The organism is Rhodopseudomonas sp. (assembly GCF_013377015.1).
In the GTDB taxonomy this organism is placed as follows: Bacteria; Pseudomonadota; Alphaproteobacteria; order Rhizobiales; family Xanthobacteraceae; genus JARJEH01.
The window spans coordinates 12,251-27,990 of the sequence record NZ_JACABA010000010.1 but is presented as its reverse complement, the minus strand read 5'-3'; the positions used below and the strand labels follow the sequence as shown (position 1 = coordinate 27,990).

The window sequence follows — 15,740 nt, the reverse complement described above, 5'->3', positions numbered from 1 at the left end:
CTAGTAGGTAGCAGCCGCCGCACCGAAACCTAGAGCAGGATCATTTCCGAAAGCCGACGCAATTTCTTGGCGAGCGCGATCTAATCACGCGATATTTCGGGTCGGTCGTACAACACCGCGTTCAGGAGCGAGCGGTGGACCTGGATCTTTCCATTGTAGTCAATCAGCCCCAATTTCCGGAACTTGTTCATGAAAAAGCTGACCCGCGACCTTGTAGTGCCGATCATCTCGGCCAGGGTTTCCTGGCTAATATGCGGCGCGATCGGCTGTGGATTGCCGTCCTTGCCGAAATTGGCCAGCAGCAGCAGCAGCCGCGCCAGCCGCTTCTCGCTGGAATTGAACAACTGATCGATCAGGTCTTCCTCGATCCGGCTGTTGCGCGTCAGCAGGTATTTCATGAACAGGTCGGCGAAGGCCGGCTCTGAGTGAAGCGCGGCAAGCATCGCCGGTCTGGTGATCGATGTGATCACGCAGTCCTGCATCGCGATCGTGGTCGAGATCCGAACCTGATGTCCATTGAGGCACCCTTCGCCGAAGAATTGCCCTTGCTCGAGAATGCCGACGACCGCTTCCTTGCCCTGTTCGGACAGCACCACGACCTTGACCCTGCCTTCCTGGATGTAGAAGACAGAGTCGGCCGTATCGCCTTGGGCAAAGACGACCTGATCCTTCTTGAATTTCAGAATTGACTTGCCCGTCCCCACCTTTGCGAGAAAGCTCCGGGGGTCGAACTCCGCTCCTACCTTCATCGAACTCTCCATCCCGGATCTGCGTCGCAGCCGGCAAGATTCGTTACACGATACCCCCGACGCTTGAAAAGTTACAAAGAAATTGGGAGTTCGTTGTGCGCGAAATGCCTCACCCTTTGCCGCAACGCGTGCGTGATAGTGGTAACCGGCTAATGCCCTGAATCAGTCCATCGCCGGAGCGGGCAAATGTCTTCTCGGCGAGCAGGGATTCGACTGAGGTTGATCGACGCCAGAAACCCCGTATTCTTACCTGGTTTTGGTGCAGCTGCGGTCTTGAATAACCCGGCGGCGGCGAAACAAACGCCCGGCCGCACGCAAGGCCGCGCGGTGATACTCGCTGTATCCATGACCGCAGCCGTCGGCTGCACGCGCTGATTACCCCACCGGGGTGATCCGCTCACCGGTCCAGGTCAATCCGAACGCGTCGAGCCCTTCGGCGAGGTAGTCGCTGAGCAGCGGTTCGCCGAGCAAATAGCTGGCGGTGCGGCCATTGCGGCCCTCCGCCGCCTCACGCTTGAGATCTTCCCATTCCTCGATGCCGGCGTCGCCGCGGCCAAGCCGCATCAATGCGACGAGGTCGATCTGCTCTTCCTCGGTCATCGCCGCGATGAAGCCCGCGATCTCCTGTGCCACTGGATCGCTGCCGTCGTCCTCCAGCACGTCGATCATGTCGTCGTCGGCGCCGTTCGACCCCGAATCGAGGTCAGTGGCGCCCTCCTTGACGTCGAATTCGCGCGCTTTCTCGATCAGGAAGCCGACCTTGTCGGTCGAAATAGCGAGTTCTGGCATCGGGCTCTCCTCGATTGGACAATATATTGCGTTCAAGAACGGCTGTTCCGCGCGACGCGGGCCAACGCCCCACCGGGCCAGATGGTCCATTGCGCCGGCCGCGCGAAACCAGCATGTTCACGGCAAAAGTCGAAATACTAGGGGGAAACTTGGGATGGTCTGGACGATCGGCAAGGTCAGGATCAGCAAAATCGTCGAAATGGAAACCACAGGCAGCACCAGGTTCATCCTGCCCCAGGCGACCAACGAGGAAATCCGGAAGCAGCCCTGGCTGATCCCGGATTTCGCCACCGAAGAAGGCCGGCTGCGCATGTCGGTCCACGCTCTGGTGGTCGAAACGCCGACCCGCCGCATCGTGGTCGATACCTGCATCGGCAACGACAAGCAGGGCCGCAGCGTTCCGACCTGGAATGGTTTGAACAAGCCGTTTCTCGCCGACATGGCGGCGGCGGGCTATCACCCCGACAGTATCGACATGGTGATCTGCACCCATCTGCATGTCGACCATGTCGGCTGGAACACTAGGCTGGTCGACGGAGAATGGGTGCCGACCTTCGGCAATGCCCGCTATGTGTTCGGCAAGACCGAATACGACTACTGGAAGGCCCACAGCACCGACGGCGAGCACGCCGCGGTGTTCGCGGATTCGATCAAGCCGATCGTCGATGCCGGCAAGGCCGACCTGGTCGCCAGCGACGCCGCCCTCACCGACGAGATCACCCTGATCCCGACCCCGGGGCACAGCCCCGGCCATGTCGCCCTGCACATCAAGTCGGACGGCGAACAGGCTTTGCTGTCGGGCGACGTCGCGCATCATCCCTGCCAGATGGCGCATCTGGACTGGTCATCGACGGTCGATTCCGATCCGCTGCAATCTGCCGACAGTCGGCGCATGCTGTTCTCACGCTTCGCCGATACGCCGACGCTGGTGATCGGCGGACATTTCGGCCCCGGCCGGATCCAGCGCGACGGCGACGCGTTCCGGCTCGTGGCAGCGCGCTGAAGCATGGGCCGCATGCGCGCGACATCCCCGATTGAAATTCTCCGCCGGGTGTTCCATGAGTTGGGCAAGCAACAACAACAGGGGAAACGCGATCATGAAGCTTGTTCGATATGGTGCGGTCGGTCAGGAAAGGCCCGGCCTGATTGATCGCTCTGGCCAGCTGCGCGATCTGTCCGCGCATTGTCAGGACCTCGCCGGAGAGGCGTTCGCGCCCGCGCAACTGGCCAAACTCGCCAGCCTCGATCCCGCCAGCCTGCCCGCGGTCGCGGGCCAGCCGCGGCTAGGCCCGGTGGTCGGCGGCACCCCGAAATTCATCGCCATCGGTCTGAACTATGCCGACCACGCCGCCGAGGCCGGGATGCCGATTCCGGCCGAGCCGATCGTGTTCATGAAGGCCAACAGCTCGCTGTGCGGCCCGAATGATGACGTCGAGAAGCCGCGCGGCTCGACCAAGCTCGACTGGGAAGTCGAACTGGCGATCGTGATCGGCAGCCGGGCGAAATACGTCAGCGAGGCCGACGCGCTGAATGTCGTCGCCGGCTATTGCGTCTGCAACGACGTCTCCGAGCGCGCGTTTCAGCTGGAGCGGCTGGGGCAATGGACCAAGGGCAAGTCGCACGACACCTTCGGCCCGCTCGGCCCCTGGCTGGTGACCAAGGACGAGATCGCCGACGTCCACAAGCTCGGGATGTGGCTCGACGTCAACGGCAAGCGCTGCCAGACCGGCTCGACCGCCACCATGATCTTCAACGTGCCGAAGATCATCTCCTATCTGTCCGAGCTGATGACGCTGCTGCCCGGCGACGTCATCACCACCGGCACGCCGCCCGGCGTCGGCATGGGCATGAAGCCGCCGCAATTTCTCAACGTCGGCGACGTCGTCACCCTCGGCATCGAGGGCCTTGGCGAACAGAAACAGAAAATCGTCGCGGCATAGGCGACGCATGCCTGATTCCGAACCATGCCGCAATCGCGACTGGAAAGTCAGGCACGAAACCCACCGTGTCATGCCCGGCCTTGTGCCGGGCATCCACCAGCCAGCGGCCTCGATGCTTGAAACCGTGGATGGCCGGGACAAGCCCGGCCAAGACGCGGTGAGGATACGACTCATCGAAAGCTATCGCTGAGAAACTCCATCCAAGATTTCGGCCAGATCGCAAGGAAATCCCATGAAACTCTCCTTCTCGCCGTCATCGCCGTTCGCCCGCAAGGTGCGGATCGTGGCGATCGAGCTCGGGCTGATCGACCGGATCGAATTGGTTGCAGCCAAGGTGGTGCCGGGCGAGCCGAACGACGAATACTCTAAGATCAATCCGCTGAAGCGGCTGCCGGCGCTGATCCTCGACAGCGGCGAGGTGATCGTCGATTCTTACGTGATCGTCGAATATCTCGACGAACTGGCCGGCGGCAAGTTGATCCCGGCCTCGGGTGCGTCGCGCTGGCGGGCCAAGAGCGATCATTCGATGCTGCAGGGCATGCTGGATTCGATGCTGCTGTGCCGCTACGAAAAGATGGTGCGGCCGCAGCCGCTGCAGTGGCAGGCCTGGTACGACGATCACTGGGCGCGGGCCTGGAACGGCATGGCCCGATTCGAACGCAACGCTGATACGCTTTCGGGGCCGCTCGACATCGCCCAGATCGCGCTGGTCTGCGTGCTCGGCTACGCCGACTTCCGCTTTCCGGATTGCGGCTGGCGCAAGGCCTATCCGAAGCTCGATGCGTTCCACGAGAAGATGTTGCAGCGGCCGTCGGTGAAGGTCTCGGTGCCGCCGCCGGCGTAAGCCGGTTTCAATCGAACAACGACGGTGTGTAGTTCACCGCCGCGCCCTCGATTGCCAGCAGCTTCAGCTTGGTGGTGACGCCGCCATTGGCGGAAAAGCCGCCGGGCTTGCCGCCGGCCGCCAGCACGCGGTGGCACGGCACGATGATCGGGTACGGATTGCGACCGAGCGCCTGGCCGACGTCGCGCGACAGCTCGACGCCGCCGAGCCGCTTGGCGATATCGCCATAGCTCAGCGTATTGCCGGGCGGAATGGTGCGCGCGATCTCATAGACGCCGCGACGGAACGGCGGGACGCGGTCGAGGTCGAGCACGACCGCGGAAAGATCGACGGGCGCGCCGCGCAGCAGCGCCACGATGCCGTCGATCGCAGCCTGCACCGCAGGCGGCGGCGCCGCCTCCTTGATCTCGCCGAGCTGCTGGTGAATGCGCGCGCGGGTCTGCTGTTCGCTTGGCTGCGGCAGTTGCACGGCAACGACGCCGCGTGGGCGATGCCGCAGCGGCCGATCGCGGTGTCGAACAGCGTGAAACTGCGTTGCGTCATCGTCAATCCGAGGTGAATCCGACCTGGCTGTCTAATTGAGCATGATCTTTTCCGAAAACCGGAATCCACTTTTCGGGATCATGCTCTAATAATGCGGCGGCGGCTCGTTGGTCGGGCCGGTGGTGTTGGCCTCGGCCTCCTGCAGCCGCTCGCTCAGCGCGGCGAGCTGGCGGGTCAGCGCGTCGATCTGCTTCCACTGCGCGGTGATGGTCTTGTTCAGCGTGTCGATGGTCTCATCCTGATAGGTCAGGCGGGTTTCGAGCACGTCGATCCGCTCGGCCAGCCGGCTGGCGTCAGTCATGGCAGGCTGCCTCCTGCTGCGCGGCATAATCCTCGGAGTTGATGGCGAGATCCGGTTTGATCGCCGTGCTCTCGACCAGGCCGTGGCCGAGCGCGACGCGGCCGTCGAACACGAAGCAGTCGCCGCGCCAGCGGCTGTCGGCCTCCGGCACGGTTTCGAGATATTTCAGGATGCCGCCCTTGAGGTGATAGACCTCGGAAAACCCCCGAGACAGCAGATAGGCGCTGGCCTTTTCGCAGCGAATTCCGCCGGTGCAGAACATCGCGATCTTGCGATGGGTCGCAGGATCGAGCGCGCGGGCGACGAAATCCTTGAACTGGCCGAAGCTTTTGATGCCGGGATCGACGGCGCCGTCGAATGTGCCCATAGCCACTTCGAACGCGTTGCGGGTGTCGAGCAGCAGCATGTCGTCGTCGGCGATCAGCGCGTTCCAATCGGCCGGCGCCACATAGATGCCGACCTGCCGGGTCGGATCGGCTTGCGGCGCGCCGAGGGTGACGATCTCCCGCTTCAGCCGGACCTTGAGATGCAGGAACGGCATCGCCGATGCGCCGGAGAATTTCAGCTCGAGTCGGTCGAGCCTGCCCCCGAACAAGTCGCCCTGCGTCAGCTCGGCGATCAGCGCATCGATCGCGTCCGGTTTGCCGGTCACGGTGCCGTTGATGCCTTCCGCGGCCAGCAGCACGCTGCCCTTGAGATTGAGGCTGGCGCACAATGCACGCAAGGGTTCGCGCAGCTCCGCAAAATCCGGCAACGCTGCGAACTGGTAGAGGGCGGCGACCTTCAGCATGGCGGGGGTTTACCAGCCGGGCAGGCCTTGGGAAAGGCCGGCGCGCAGCCCCATTCCGTGCGGAGCATTGCCCTCGATGGCCTTGGCATGCCAGATACTTCCCGCAAATCCCGGCTCGAAACCGGCGCCCGATCGGCGCAAACCAGCTGAAACGAGAATCTTGGCATGAGGAATTTCCATCTCGCCGGCCGCTCCACGGTCCACTCCCTGAATGGCATGGCGGCGAGCTCGCATCCGCTGGCGTCGCTGGCCGCCATCGAGATCCTGAAGGCCGGCGGTACCGCGGCCGACGCGGCGGTGGCGGCCTGCGCGCTGCAGGGCGTGATCGAACCGCAGTCGACCGGCATCGGCGGCGACTGCTTCGCGCTGATCCAGCCCAAGGGCCACGGCAAGGTGCATTCCTACAACGGCTCCGGCCGCGCTCCCAAGGCGGCCAGCGCCGAGTGGTACCTCGAGCACAAGATGCATGCGATCCCGACCACCGGCCCGCATGCGGTGACCATTCCGGGGTCGATCGACGCCTGGGCGACGATCCTCGAGGATCACGGCAAGCTCGGTCTCGACGCGGTGCTGCAGCCGGCCATCAGGGCCGCCGAGGAGGGCTATGTGGTCGCGCCGCGGATCGCCTTCGACTGGAAGAACAATGTCGCGAAGGTCCGCGCCGGCATCAACGCGCCGCGCTATCTGTTGAAGAACGGCGAGGCCCCGGTGGTCGGCGACGTGATGAAGCAGCCCGAACTCGGCCAGACCCTGCGCACCATCGCCAAACTCGGCCCCGACGGCTTCTACAAGGGCTACGTCGCCGAGGACATGGTCGAGACGCTGCGCGGCGCCGGCGGCCTGCACACCCTGGAGGACTTCGCCGAGCACGTCACCGAGCGCACCACGCCGCTCAGCACCAACTACAAGGGCTTCGACGTCTGGCAGTGCCCGCCCAACGGGCCGGGCATCACCATGCTGGTGATGCTCAACATCCTCAGCCATTTCGACCTCACCAAATTTCCGCCGATGAGCGTCGCGCGCTTCCACCTCGAGGCCGAAGTCGCGCGGATCGCCTATCTGATGCGCGAGCAGGATATTGGCGATCCGGCCTATGTGGGTATCGACGTCGAACGGATCCTGTCGAAGCAGTTCGCCGCCGACTGGGCCGCCAGGATACGGATGGACGCGCTGGTCGAACTGCCCGACGTCCGGCCACCGATCAATCCCGAGACGGTCTACATCACGGTGATCGACAAGGACCGCAACGTCTGCTCCTTCATCAATTCGGTGGCGCATTCGTTCGGTTCGGCGGTGGTGTCGAACAAGACCGGCGTGCTGCTGCAGAACCGCGGCGCAGGCTTCCGGGTGCAGCCCGGCCACCCCAACTGCATCGCCTCGGGCAAACGCCCGCTGCACACCATCATCCCCAGCATGACCACCGAAAACGGCCGCGCCAAGATGTCGTTCGCGGTGATGGGCGGCCAGTACCAGCCGGTCGGCCAATGCCGCGTGCTGACCAACATGGTCGACTACGGCATGGACGTGCAGGAAGCCATCGACCAGCCGCGCGGACTGCATTTCGAAGGCGTCTACACGCTGGAAGACGGCGTGCCGGCGGACATCGTCGAAGGCCTGCAGAAGATCGGCCACAAGACCGCGCCCTGCGTATCGCCGTTCGGCGGTGCCCAGGCGATCTGGATCGATTGGGACAAGGGCACGCTGACCGGCGGCTCCGAGCCCCGCAAGGACGGCTGCGCGCTGGGATATTAAGATTGGGTCTATCGAGACGGCAACGCTTTCGCCGCGGGCACTGTGCTTACCTCTCCCATGGGGAGAGGTCGGCGCGAAGCGCCGGGTGAGGGGTTGCGCACTATCGAGAGGGATTACCCCCTCACCCCAACCCTCTCCCCATGGGAGAGGGGGCGCGCAGCCGATGCCGCGGCGCATCGAATACTAATTGGCGACCAGTGTATCAGAGGGAAGGCGACATGAAGATTTCCATCCTCGACGATTACTTCGACACGCTGCGCGGGCTGCCTTGCTTCGCCAAGCTGCAAGGCCACGACGTCACGATCTTCAACGATCACGTCCAGGACACCGACCAATTGGCGGAGCGCCTGAAGGATACCGAGGCGCTGGTGCTGATCCGGGAGCGAACGCAGATTCGCGCCGAGCTGCTGGAGCGGCTGCCGAAGCTGAAGCTGATCAGCCAGCGCAGCGTCTATCCGCATATCGACGTCGCAGCCTGTACCCGCCTCGGCATCGTGGTGTCGTCGAACATGCATGCCGATACGCCGTCCTATGCGGCCGCCGAATTGACCTGGGGCCTGGTGCTGGCGGCGATGCGGCAGATCCCGCAGCAGATGGCGGCGCTGCGGGCCGGCCATTGGCAGATCGGCGTCGGCCATACGCTGCGCGGCAAGACTCTGGGCATCTACGGCTATGGCCGGATCGGCGCGGTGGTCGCGGGCTACGGCCGCGCCTTCGGCATGAACGTGCTGGTATGGGCGCGCGAGCCGAATCTGGCACAGGCGCGCGCCGACGGTTACGGCACCGCCGGCAGCAAGGACGAGTTCTTCGCGCAATGCGATGTGATTTCGCTGCAGATGCGGCTGGTCGACGCGACCCGCGGCATCGTCAACCGCGCCGATCTGGCGCGCATGAAACCGAGCGCGCTGCTGGTCAACACCAGCCGCGCCGGCTTGATCGAGCCCGGCGCGCTGGTCGAGGCGCTGCGCGCCGGCCGGCCGGGGATGGCGGCGGTCGACGTGTTCGAGACCGAGCCGCTGCGCGACGTCGACGATCTGCTGCTGACCATGCCCAACGTCGTCGCGACGCCGCACATCGGCTATGTGTCGCGCGACGAATACGAGCTGCAGTTCAGCGACATCTTCGATCAGATCGTGGCCTATGCCGGCGGTGCGCCGAGCAACGTGGTCAATCCCGACGTGCTGGCGATCGCAACGCGTTGATATTGGGGCGTTAGTTCTTCAGTAACCGGTATTGCTAACCCGACCTCCATTTCTGCATCGTAGACATCGTCCCTCGGGGGTTGACGATGCGAGGAATAGATTTGGCGCAGGCCAAAGTGGGGCAAGGCGACGAGCCGGCCGGACGCACAGGTGCGGGCGATGGCGCCGCCCGGTTCCGGCGCGGGCCGATCAATTGGCTGATCCTGTGCGCCGGCGTGCTGATCGCCGCGATCGTCAGTGGCACCGTGGTGATGGTCAACGATTTCCGCGAACGGGCGCTGACCAGCGGCGAGCGCGAACTGGAAAACACCGTGCTGCTGCTGGCCCGGCACTACGATCAGCAGTTCGCCGATTTCACCGCGATTCACCATGACGTCGTGGCGGACGTGATTCGCGCCGGCATCATCACGCCCGACGGCTTCAGGCAGCAGATGGCGACGCTGGAGATGCACAAGTGGCTGCGCTCCAAGATGACCGGAATTGCCGACGTTTCGGGCGTCAACATCTTCGATTCCGACGGCCGGCGGATCAACGGCTCCGAGGCCTGGCCGGTGCGCGACATCGACATCAGCGATCGCGGCTACTTCCAGGCGCTGAAATCCGGATCCGCGCCGACGCCGGTTCAGGTCGAACTGGTGCGCAGCAAGTTCTCCGGAACTCTGGCGACCATCATCTCGCGCAAGATCACCGGGCCGGACGGCGAGTTTTTCGGCGTCGTCACCAGGGGCGTCGCGCCGTCGCATTTCGAACAATTGTTCGCCTCGGTGGCGCTCGGCCAGGACTCGGCGATTTCGATCCATCATCGCGACGGCACCCTGCTGGCGCGTTATCCGCATGTCCCGGAGCAGATCGGGCGGAATTTCAACACCGGAATGGTCGCGCAGAAGAAGGTGTTTGACTGGAGTCACGGTACCGCGCGGCTGCCGAGCCCGATCGACGGCCGCGAGCGGCTGATTTCGGCGCGCGCGCTGACCGAATTCCCGTTGGTGCTCGTCGCCACCACGACGGTGGACGCCAAGCTCGCCGATTGGCGCGAGCAGGTCCGGCTCCTCGTTGCGGTGGCGGCGCTATCGACGCTGGTGATCGTCTTCATGGTGTTCCTGATCGTGCGGCAGATGACGCGGCAGCATGAATCGTCGCAGGCGCGACTCAGCCTGCAGAAGCAACGGCTCGACACCGCGGTCAACAACATGACCCAGGGACTGCTGTTGTTCGACTCTTCGGCGCGGCTGGTGGTCTGCAACCAGCACTTCATAGACATGTTCGGGCTGTCTCCCGAGATCGTCAAGCCGGGCTGCAGCTTCCGTGACCTGATCGCGCACCGTCAGGAAACCGGGAGTTTCCGCGGCGACGTCGATGAGTACTGCGCCGACTTCCTGCGCAAGGTGGCGCGCGACAAATTCGTCCAAACCGTCGTCGAACCGCCGGATGGCCGCGCGATCCGGATGGTGCGCCGGACGCTCGACGACGGTGGTTGGGTGACGACGCTGGAAGACATCACCGAGCGTCGGCGAACCGAGGAGCGGATCGTCCACCTCGCGCACTATGATGCCTTGACCGACCTGCCGAACCGCACGCTGTTCGGCGAATTGCTGGAGCGCGAACTGGCCAAGATCGGACAGGGCGGGCAACTCGCGGTGCTCTATATCGACATCGACGAATTCAAGAGCGTCAACGATTCGCTCGGCCATCCGATCGGCGACGAATTGCTGAAGGCGGTTGCGGCGCGGCTGCGCGACTGCATCGGCGCCGGCGATCTGGTCGCCAGGCTTGGCGGCGACGAATTCGCCATCGTGCAGACGGGTATCGCGACCGACGGCTGCATCACCGCCCTGATGGCGCGGATCTACGACGCGATCCGACGGCCCTATGACTGCCTCGGACATCAGCTCGCCGCGGATGCCAGCATCGGCATCGCCCGGGCGCCGGTCGACGGTACCGATCTCGACCAGTTGCTGAAGAACGCCGATCTGGCGATGTACCGCGCCAAGGCCGACGGGCGTCGCACGTTCCGGTTCTTCGCGCCGGAAATGGATGCCTGGGTGCGGGCGCGACGCACGATGGAAGTGGAATTGCGCCAGGCGATGCTCGAGGGCGGATTCGAAATTCATTACCAGCCGCTGGTCGACCTGCGCACCGACGAGATCACCGGCTGCGAGGCGCTGCTACGCTGGCGCCATCCGCTGCGCGGGATGATCTCACCGGCCGAATTCATCCCGGTCGCAGAAGAAACCGGCCTGATTACCCAACTCGGCGAATGGGTGCTTGCTACCGCCTGTGCTGAGGCCGCGACCTGGCCTGCGCACATCAAGCTCGCGGTCAACGTTTCGCCGATCCAGTTCAGAAGCGGGACTCTGGCGCTGAAGGTGGCCGCCGCGATCGCCGCATCCGGCCTGTCGGCGAGCCGGCTGGAGCTGGAAATCACCGAGGCGGTGTTGATCCACGACGACGAGATCGCGCTTGCGATCCTGCATCAGCTGCGCTCGCTCGGCGTGCGGATCGCGCTCGACGATTTCGGCACCGGCTATTCCTCGCTGAGCTATCTGCAGCGTTTTCCATTCGACAAGATCAAGATCGACCGCTGCTTCGTCGCCGACATCGAGCAGGCCGACGGGTCAGCGCCGATCGTGCAGGCGGTGGTCAATATCGCCTCCGCGCGGAACATGACCACGACCGCAGAAGGTGTCGAAACCCAGGAGCAATGCGACATTTTGCGCGCGCTCGGCTGCACCGAAATGCAGGGCTTCCTGTTCAGCCGGCCGAAGCCGGCCGCCGAGATCAGGCCGATGCTCGAGGCGCCGGCGCGGCGCACGGCGGTCGTTTGAGTTCCGACATGCAAAGACCGGCCGCGACGGGCCGGTCCTGCAGTCGGATCGAAACGCAGTCGATCAGAGCTTCTTGTTGACGAACGCCGCAGTCTTGTCGGCGGCGTCCTTGACCGCTTCCTTGGCATTGCCGACCGCCTGCTGGCCGTGACCCTTGGCTTCCTGGATCGCGCCTTCGCCCTGCAGCTTGTCCGAGCCGGTCGCCTCGCCAATGCCCTGCTTGACCTTGCCGATCACTTCGTTGGCTTGACCCTTGATCTTGTCTGTCGTGCTACCCATCAGAATTCTCCTTTGCGGTGGTGAACTTCGCAGTGACAAGTGCCGGGACGGCGAGAAGTTCCGCCGTAGGCAGTTTATGATTGCGTTCCGCGCGCGGCGTTGCCAAAACTCTGCCGGTATTATTTGAGGAATGGGAGTGCCATGAGCGGATCACACGATCATGATCATGATCATCATGGCGATGGCGGCCGCTGGAAGCATGACGGCGTCCGCGTGGTTCCGGCCGATCAGCTTGATCCCAACGTGCCGTCGACCGTGGGGATGGATCGCAAGGCCGCGATCAACTTCGCCCGAGTCGGCGCGCAGAAGTTGTGGGCCGGCACGGTCACCATCCGACCCGACGCCAAGACCGGCGCGCATCATCACGGCCATCTCGAAAGCGTGATCTATGTGGTGCGCGGCAAGGCGCGGATGCGCTGGGGCGAGCAGCTGCAATTCATGGCCGAAGCAGGGCCGGGCGATTTCATCTTCGTGCCGCCCTACGTGCCGCACCAGGAGATCAATGCCAGCCCGGACCAGGCTTTGGAATGCGTGCTGGTGCGCAGCGACGGCGAGGCGATCGCGATCAATCTCGACATCGAGCCGGTGGAGAAGCCCGAAACGGTGCTCTGGATTGATCCGATCCACCGCGATCCGGCGGAACCGAAGTAGTTGATCGTTAACTCCGTTGACGAAGACGCATTTTAGCGACAAGTTTTCGGCAAGCGTTAACCGCATCGGCGATGCCCCGCCCGCCAGCATCGAAAATTAACGCGGTGGAAGCGCCGCCGCCAGCATGGTGATGTCGAATATCCGCCCTGGTTTTCGACTCCCAATGTCGATCGGGAATCAGGCAAGCACATCGATGCGCCGCAGCCCCGACAGAGACAGAGCTGCCGAGTCGAACTAACCAGACAGGGTGCGACCTTGGCGAAGACGCCATCGGTCTGGCACCGTGGCCGAGAGAGCTCTTCGATCATGATCGGCCTTCAACAACTCCTGACATCGAACCGGTCACGAGAAGATTGGGCCATGGTTGTCGGCCGCTGGCTCGGTGTCCACAGCACGGGAACAGCAGCCGATACTGGCGAAATCACCGAGCGCGAGATGCGCCGGATTCGTGCCGCGCAGATCGGCAGCGTCAGTCGGCTGGTGCCGCTGACGATGACGGTCAATCTGATCAACGCCATCATCGTGCTGGTGGTGTTCTGGCACGCAGACTCGGATCGCTTTCTGGTGGCGTGGGCGACAGCGATCGCAGTCGTCGCCGCGATGTCGGTGCGATCCTGGGTTAGAGCGCGAGTCAGACGCCCCAGCGAGGCTTCGGCGAACGCGATCCGGCGGATGATTGTCCAGGCCTTCATACTCGGCCTGATCTGGGGTTCGTTGCCGCTGGTTCTTTTCGCCAAGGCGGATCCGCTCGATCAATTAATCCTGGCCTGCCTGATCACCGGAATGATTTCGGGCGGCGCCTTCGCGTTGTCGACGGTTCAGCGCGCCGGGCTGGCCTATACTTGGGCGATGGTGCTGTGCTCGGCGGCGGCGTTGTTGCTTTGCAACGGTAACGCCTACCTGATCACCGGAATATTCCTGCTGCTCTACGCTGTTTTCATGTCCCGCAATCTGATGACTCATGGACAGCTGTTCTATGACAATCTGCGCGCGCAGCTGGAGCTTGAACGCAAGACCGAAATCATCTCGCTGCTGCTGAAGGATTTTCAGGCCAACGCCAGCGACTGGCTGTGGCAGACCGACGCCGACGGTCGGCTGGTCCATGTGCCGGAACGCTTCGTCGAGGTGGCGCACCTTCCGCAGGCGTTGTTGCGCGGCGCGCAGCTGGCCGACGTGCTGGCGTTGCTGTGCCCCAACGATACCGCTTGCGCCGCGACCATCGCGAGCCTGATGGCGAAGCAGGAGCCGTTGAACGACCTCGTGGTTCACGTCGTGGCCGGCGGCAATCCGCGGCTGTGGTCGCTGACGGCGAAGCCGACGCTCGACCACAAGGGCAAGTTCGCCGGCTATCGCGGCGTTGGCCGCGACGTCACCGAACGCTGGCGGGCCGAGCAGGCCGAGGCGGAGAACCGGGCGAAGTCGGGATTTCTCGCGATGATGAGTCACGAGATCCGGACCCCGATGAACGGCGTGCTCGGCCTCGCCAATATGCTGCTGGAAACCCGGCTGGATTCCGAGCAACGCCATGCGGTCGAGACGATCCGGGATTCCGGCGATAATCTGCAACGGATCCTCAACGATGTTCTCGACCTGTCGAAACTCGAGGCCGGCCGGTTCGAGTTCGAGAAAGTGAATTTCTCACCGGCCGCGCTGGTCGAGGCCGTGGCGGCGATCGTCGGACCGGCGGCCAAGGCCAAGGGGCTGGTACTGAGCGCCGAGATCGATCCGAAACTTCCGCCAGCGCTAAGCGGAGATCCGGCGCGGATTCGGCAGGTGTTGCTCAACCTCGCCTCCAACGCCGTGAAGTTCACCGAGCGCGGCAGCGTCACCATCGTCGCGGCCTGCCTCGGGCGCGACGCCGACCGCGCCACTGTGGAATGGCGGGTGACCGACACCGGGATCGGCATCGCGCCGGATCGCGTCGGCCGGTTGTTCACGGATTTTGCCCAGGCTGATGTCTCGATCAACCGCCGTTTCGGCGGCACCGGCCTTGGCCTCGCGATCAGCCGCCGCATCGTCGAGCAGATGGGCGGCGAGATCGCGGTCAATTCAGCGGCGGGCGATGGCGCCACCTTCCGGTTCAGCCTGGAGTTGCCGTCGAGCAATGCGACGATTTCCGACCAGCGGCTGGATCGGGTCGGTGCCGACGATCTGAAGACCCGAATAGTGATGCTGGGGCGCCCGCTGCGGGTGCTGATCGCCGAGGATGATGCCACCAACCAGATGGTGGTGATGAAGATGCTGGAGGAATTCGCCGCTGAGACCCGTATCGCGGCCGACGGCGTCCAGGCGTTGCAGGCGCTCGAAGAAGCCGAATACGATCTGGTGCTGATGGATGTGCGGATGCCGAACATGGACGGCCTTGCGGCGACCAGGGCGATCCGCGCGCGCGGCGGTGACTACGCCGCGCTGCCGATCGTTGCGCTGACGGCGAACGCATTCGCTGAGGATATCAAACTCTGCCGCGAGGCCGGCATGAACGGTTTCCTTGCCAAGCCGCTGCGCAAGCCTGCGCTGGTCGCTGCGGTGTTGCGTGCGCTGCGCGGCGGAGGAAGCGCGGAGTCGGAGGTGACGGCCGTCGCAACGCCGCGGTTCGATTTCACCACCCTGACGGAACTGGCCGACGAAATCGGCCGCGATCAGGTCGGGGAGATGGTCGCGTTGTTCATGCGCGAGACCGAACGGCGGATCGCATTGTTCCGGCAATTCGCCGACGGTGCGGACCGGCAGCAGATCGAGGTCGAGGCGCATTCGCTGAAGGGCGGGGCCAGCACGCTGGGGTTTCACGAGATCGCGGAGATCGCACGTTCGATCGAACAGCAGTCGGAGCAGGTTTCCCCTGACGACTTGCTGGATCTGGCCGGACGGTTGGCGAAGGCGCTGGGTCGACTCCGAAGCCAATGCGAGCGCGACCTGGCGCGGAACGCCGCGGCGGGCTGAAGGATCGCTACGGCATTTCCTGGCAGATCGTGCCGCTCGCGCTGCCGATGCCGCCGGCGCCCAGCATGCACTGCCGTAGGCCCGAGATGGCGAGGCGACAAGATAGCGCATCCGATCACGAAATCATGACCTCTG

Annotated in this window: 14 protein-coding genes and 1 pseudogene; 8 read left to right on the top strand and 7 right to left on the bottom strand. The window is 64.0% G+C overall.

Annotation, left to right across the window (positions count from 1 at the left end):
* Nucleotides 1–80: 80 nt before the first annotated feature.
* A complete protein-coding gene (locus tag HXX15_RS22800) occupies nt 81–749 on the bottom strand; it encodes a Crp/Fnr family transcriptional regulator (RefSeq protein ID WP_296519199.1) in 669 nt (222 codons plus the stop codon).
* Between the two features lie 375 nt (nt 750–1,124).
* The gene (locus tag HXX15_RS22795; RefSeq protein WP_296519198.1) at nt 1,125–1,538 is read right to left on the bottom strand and encodes a DUF3775 domain-containing protein; all 414 of its coding nucleotides are present in this window, start codon (nt 1,536–1,538) and stop codon (nt 1,125–1,127) included.
* Between the two features lie 154 nt (nt 1,539–1,692).
* Between HXX15_RS22795 and HXX15_RS22790 the strand changes: the two genes are divergently transcribed.
* The 3 genes from HXX15_RS22790 to HXX15_RS22780 all read left to right on the top strand — a co-directional run bounded on the left by HXX15_RS22790 (nt 1,693) and on the right by HXX15_RS22780 (nt 4,322).
* Nucleotides 1,693–2,541, top strand: a complete 849-nt coding sequence (locus HXX15_RS22790; RefSeq protein ID WP_296519197.1) for an MBL fold metallo-hydrolase — start codon at nt 1,693–1,695, stop codon at nt 2,539–2,541.
* Between the two features lie 94 nt (nt 2,542–2,635).
* Nucleotides 2,636–3,478 (top strand): fumarylacetoacetate hydrolase family protein, encoded by an 843-nt coding sequence (locus tag HXX15_RS22785; RefSeq protein ID WP_296519196.1) that lies wholly within the window; start codon nt 2,636–2,638, stop codon nt 3,476–3,478.
* A 232-nt stretch (nt 3,479–3,710) separates the two neighbouring features.
* Complete coding sequence (locus HXX15_RS22780) at nt 3,711–4,322, top strand: glutathione S-transferase family protein (RefSeq protein ID WP_296519195.1); 612 nt, start codon at nt 3,711–3,713, stop codon at nt 4,320–4,322.
* A gap of 7 nt (nt 4,323–4,329) precedes the next feature.
* On the opposite strand, the pseudogene HXX15_RS22775 reads toward HXX15_RS22780, so the two are convergent.
* From HXX15_RS22775 to HXX15_RS22760, 4 genes and pseudogenes are all read right to left on the bottom strand, one after another.
* Nucleotides 4,330–4,865 (bottom strand): annotated as a pseudogene (locus HXX15_RS22775) (methylated-DNA--[protein]-cysteine S-methyltransferase).
* Between the two features lie 85 nt (nt 4,866–4,950).
* Complete coding sequence (locus HXX15_RS22770; protein WP_296519194.1) at nt 4,951–5,166, bottom strand: SlyX family protein; 216 nt, start codon at nt 5,164–5,166, stop codon at nt 4,951–4,953.
* Entirely contained in the window at nt 5,159–5,956 is a 798-nt protein-coding gene (locus HXX15_RS22765) for a rhodanese-related sulfurtransferase (RefSeq protein ID WP_296519193.1), read from the bottom strand. Before HXX15_RS22765 ends, HXX15_RS22770 begins: the two co-directional genes overlap by 8 nt.
* A gap of 9 nt (nt 5,957–5,965) precedes the next feature.
* Nucleotides 5,966–6,136, bottom strand: a complete 171-nt coding sequence (locus HXX15_RS22760) for a hypothetical protein (RefSeq protein ID WP_296519192.1) — start codon at nt 6,134–6,136, stop codon at nt 5,966–5,968.
* Between HXX15_RS22760 and ggt the strand changes: the two genes are divergently transcribed.
* From ggt to HXX15_RS22745, 3 genes are all read left to right on the top strand, one after another.
* A complete protein-coding gene (gene ggt / locus HXX15_RS22755; protein WP_296519191.1) occupies nt 6,122–7,708 on the top strand; it encodes a gamma-glutamyltransferase in 1,587 nt (528 codons plus the stop codon). The genes HXX15_RS22760 and ggt overlap by 15 nt on opposite strands.
* A gap of 218 nt (nt 7,709–7,926) precedes the next feature.
* Nucleotides 7,927–8,910, top strand: a complete 984-nt coding sequence (locus tag HXX15_RS22750) for a D-2-hydroxyacid dehydrogenase family protein (RefSeq protein WP_296519190.1) — start codon at nt 7,927–7,929, stop codon at nt 8,908–8,910.
* 116 nt (nt 8,911–9,026) lie between these two features.
* On the top strand, nt 9,027–11,735 hold the full coding sequence (locus tag HXX15_RS22745; protein WP_296519213.1) for an EAL domain-containing protein: 2,709 nt from the start codon (nt 9,027–9,029) through the stop codon (nt 11,733–11,735).
* A 63-nt stretch (nt 11,736–11,798) separates the two neighbouring features.
* Here the strand turns inward: HXX15_RS22745 and HXX15_RS22740 are convergent, their stop codons facing one another.
* Complete coding sequence (locus tag HXX15_RS22740) at nt 11,799–12,014, bottom strand: CsbD family protein (protein ID WP_296519189.1); 216 nt, start codon at nt 12,012–12,014, stop codon at nt 11,799–11,801.
* 141 nt (nt 12,015–12,155) lie between these two features.
* Here HXX15_RS22740 and HXX15_RS22735 point away from each other — a divergent pair, with 141 nt between their 5' ends.
* Together HXX15_RS22735 and HXX15_RS22730 are read left to right on the top strand one after the other, a co-directional pair.
* Nucleotides 12,156–12,665: a cupin domain-containing protein gene (locus HXX15_RS22735; protein WP_296519188.1), complete on the top strand. Its 510-nt coding sequence runs from the start codon at nt 12,156–12,158 to the stop codon at nt 12,663–12,665.
* Between the two features lie 360 nt (nt 12,666–13,025).
* Nucleotides 13,026–15,605 (top strand): ATP-binding protein, encoded by a 2,580-nt coding sequence (locus tag HXX15_RS22730; RefSeq protein ID WP_296519187.1) that lies wholly within the window; start codon nt 13,026–13,028, stop codon nt 15,603–15,605.
* The last annotated feature ends 135 nt before the right edge of the window (nt 15,606–15,740 follow it).